This is a genomic window from Kaistella jeonii (assembly GCF_000812865.1).
In the GTDB taxonomy this organism is placed as follows: domain Bacteria; phylum Bacteroidota; class Bacteroidia; order Flavobacteriales; family Weeksellaceae; genus Kaistella; species Kaistella jeonii.
The window spans coordinates 1-4,344 of record NZ_JSYL01000026.1 but is presented as its reverse complement, the minus strand read 5'-3'; the positions used below and the strand labels follow the sequence as shown (position 1 = coordinate 4,344).

General features: G+C 35.2%; 1 protein-coding gene. It reads right to left on the bottom strand.

The window, feature by feature from the left end:
* Positions 1–1,093: 1,093 nt before the first annotated feature.
* Complete coding sequence (locus OA86_RS15025) at positions 1,094–4,018, bottom strand: protein translocase subunit SecDF (RefSeq protein WP_039355123.1); 2,925 nt, start codon at positions 4,016–4,018, stop codon at positions 1,094–1,096.
* Between the last annotated feature and the right edge of the window lie 326 nt (positions 4,019–4,344).

The following is a 4,344-nucleotide window of genomic DNA, read 5'->3' as shown; positions in this document are numbered from 1 at the left end:
TTTGTTTTTTATGCGTCGTATTTGGAAGAGTTTTAAAAATATTCTTTTGCCATTGTGAAGAATGAAGGATCTCGAAAATATTTATTCCTTTCCTATGTTCTTTTGTCTTGAAACAAAATAACCAAAAATTCAAGGCTTGGAAACTGCGGCTAAAAAATTGATACAAAACCAAAAATTTCTGAACTAGCGCGATAGAAAATTATTTCATGAGTATTAAATTTATTGCGCGCGTCGGACAAAGAAGTTTTTTAACGGTTTTCTATCAATTTTTCTTAACGCCTACGCTTCCGATGCCGGTTTTAGATTCGGATTTTAATGATTTCATATCTAGCCTTTTCATTTTTTTAATTTTGTGAAGGGAATAGTCTTTTAACTATTTACTCGCTTTTTTCTTGTTCTTTTGTCTTGAAACAAAATAACCAAAAGTTCAAGGCTTGGAAACTGCGGCTAAAAAATTGATACAAAACCTAAAATTTCTGAACTAGCGCGATAGAAGATTTTTTCATGAGTATTAAAATTATTGCGCGCGTCGGACAAAGAAATTTTTTAACGGTTTTCTATCAATTTTTCTTAACGCCTACGCTTCCGATGCCGGTTTTAAATTTCGATTTAATGATTTCAAATCTATCCTTTTTCAGTGGTGTAATTTTGTGAAGGGAATAGTCTTTTAATTATTTATTCGCGTTTTTTCTATGTTCTTTGTCTTGAAACAAAATAACCAAAAATTCAAGGCTTGGAAACTGCGGCTAAAAAATTGATACAAAACCTAAAATTTCTGAACTAGCGCGATAGAAGATTTTTTCATGAGTATTAAAATTATTGCGCGCTTCGCACAAAGAAATTTTTTGACGTTTTCCTATCAATTTTTCTTAACGCCTTCGCTTCCGATGCCAATTTGAGAACAGAATTTTTATTTGAGGAGCGGAACTTGCAGCCCGACTTGAACGGAACTCTTTTTTATTATTGGCTGAGCAAAGCCGAAGACAATTATAAAAAAAGTGGGAGTGGAAGGCGGAAACAGCTGCCCAATAAAAAATATTGCACAAAAAAATAGTCCCTCTTTCGAAGGACTATCTGTATTTATTAAAGAAAATTATTTCTTTGTTCTCTTGTCAATGACTTCGACATCTACTGATGTTCTACCATGTAATTTTTCTTCTTTTCCTCCTTTTCCTTTCAAGAAATCATAAGCGATTGCTGAAGATACAAAGATGGACGAGTACGTTCCGAACGCAATACCCAAAAGTAACGCGAACATAAATCCTCTCAAGTTATCTCCACCGAAAATAAAGATGGCCAAAATAACTAAAATCGTGGTGAATGAGGTGTTGAAGGTTCTACCCAAAGTACTGGAAATTGAATCATCAAACAATCCTGCCAAAGTAAGGGATTTTTTCTCCCTCAAATATTCTCGAATTCTATCAAATACAATTACGGTATCATTGATGGAATAACCCAAAACGGTTAGAATTGCCGCAATGAAATCCTGGTTGATCTCCATGTTGAACGGCATATATTTATGGAGCAATGAATAAACTCCCAAAATGATAATCGCATCGTGCGCTAGACCAACAACTGCTCCCAAGGAGAACTGCCACTTTCTGAAACGCATTAGAATATAGAGGAAAATCCCACCCAAAGCTGCAATTACAGCATACATTCCACCCGTCTTGATATCATCAGCAACGGTTGGTCCCACTTTGGTAGAAGACACTATTCCCGCATGATCGACGTCTGCAGATTTAAATTGTGCTAATGTTAAGTTCGCCGGGAGATTTGCTTTCAGACCTTCGAATAATTTCTGTTCTATGGTTTGATCGGCTTTTAATGATTCATCATCAATTAGATAATCTGTAGAGATTTTTAACTGATTACCGCTTCCAAAAGTCTTTGCTTCAACGGCAGAATTTTTACCATCTGCTGTCTGGAATTGTTTTATTAAGGATTTTTCAATATTATCTGCATCAACAGGTTTATCAAATCTCACTACGTAATTACGACCTCCTGTGAAATCGATCCCATATTTAAAGCCATTTACTTTCATTGAAATAAGACTCGCAATGGTAAGAACTGCAGAAATGATATAAGCATATTTTCTTTTTCCAATAAAATCGATCCAAACATTTCTGAAAAGATTTTTAGTTAGTGGTGTCCAAACTGAAAGTCCTTTTCCTTTATTTAATCTTGCGAAAATCATCACTCTGGATAATAATACGGAAGTAAAGAAAGTCATTAAGATACCAATAATCAATGTTACCGCGAATCCTTTGATCGGTCCCGTTCCGAAAACGTACAAAACTAAAGCAGTTAAAAGGGTAGTTGAGTGACCATCGATAATCGCCGAAAGTGCGTGTTTGAAACCATCTCTGTAAGCTTCTAAAATATTTTTACCGGCGAAGAGTTCTTCTTTGGTACGTTCATAAATAATTACGTTTGTATCGACCGCCATTGCCATCGAGAGTACAATACCTGCAATTCCAGGTAAAGTTAAAGTCGCGTCAACCGAATCCATAATTCCGAAAATGTAGAACAAGTTGATGATCATTGCAATTACTGCAAAAACACCGGCTCCACCATAATAGAAAATAATATAAGCGACAATTACTAAAAATGCAATGATGAATGAAAGGATTCCTGCATTGATCGATTCTGCTCCCAATGAAGGTCCTACAACATCGGCCTGAACAATTTTAGCACTCGCCGGAAGTTTACCTGCTCCTAAAACATCTACTAAATCCTGTGCTTCCTGTTGAGAGAAATTTCCAGAAATCTGTGTTCTTCCGTTTGGAATTTCATTAACAACATTTGGTGCGGTATAAACGATATTATCTAAAGTTACGGCAACAGGTTTGTTCACGTTTTTCGCAGTCATGGTTTTCCAGTCTTTCGAACCTTTTGAATCCATTTGCATGTCTACAACTACTCTACCCATTTCGTCGTAGTTCACTCTCGCAGATTCTACAGCACCATCAACAGGAGCTTTCTGATTGATGTTTCCTCTAAGTGCGTATAAAACCAAATTATTTTCGTCATTCGCTTCCGGTTTGTAACCCCAAACAAATTGTGAATATTTAATGTTGGTCGGACGAAGTTTTTTCGCCAGATCAGAATTCAAAATTTTATTTACAATCGCAGTATCAGAAAGTTTAATGTTTCCTACTCCATTTGCTCTTAATGAATTTAACTGCATCAAACTTACCAAATTGGTCGTTTTTGGAACACCGATAGAATCACCTTTCGCAGAGATCAAAGCATTTAACTGCTCGAAATAAGGCAAAATTTCTTGTGGTTGCTGAACTTCCCAGAATTGTAATTTTGCCGAAGTTTGAAGCATTTTCTTTACGCGATCAATATCTTTACTTCCCGGCATTTCTACAGAGATTCTTCCTGTTCCCGGAACTTTTTGAACGTTCGGTTGAGTAACCCCCATTTTATCGATACGGGTTCTGATTACTTCGTAAGCAGCGCCTTCAGAAGCTTCAATTTTTCTACGGATGATGTTTTTTACCTCTGCATCAGTCGTATTATATTTAATTTCGCTAAGGTTGGTATTTCCGAAAATTTCCGGATCTGCCAGTTTAAGGTTGGTTTTCTTTTCTGCGTTTACTGCTTCGAATTCTGTAAAGAAATTCTCAATGTAAGCTTTCGTAGAATTTTTCTGATCTTTATCGGTTCTGTTAAGAGTTTCGATCAATATTGGATTGGTAGAATAGTTGGTCAAATCGTTTACCAAATCTCTGTGGTTAATTTCCAAAAGAACGTTGATACCGCCTTTCAAATCCAGACCTAACTTCATTTCTCTCTCTTTTGCTCTGGAATAATACAATTTTGTAAAACCGAGATTCAGAGTGTCTTTAGAAAGTCTTGCCAATTCTTTTTTATACTTTTCGGGATTGTTCCCAGCAAACTCGGTGGCTTGTTTTTCAATTTTACCAGCATACCAAGTTGGTAACAATTCATTAAGACAGATAAGTCCCAGAATAACCGCAACCAGCGTAATAAGTCCTTTTCCTTGCATTGTTAATAGTTTACAACATTAAAATTATAGTCGGCAAATATAATGATTTTCACTAGAATTAAGAATTTTTTAACAGAATAATTTACTTTAGAAATTTAAGTAAAAATCTCCCTATTATTCGGGAGATTACGCTGTTCGACGTTATAAATAATAAAATTAACCCGTAGTGCATTATAAAAGGTTATTCATAATACGATAAAAAATCGTATATTGTATTGACTACCAATCTAATACAGTATGAATAACCTGGAAGCAATTTACGATTTTATTTTAAATCAATTGAGAGAATTAACACCAATTGAAAATTTTTATTTTAAACCGATTAA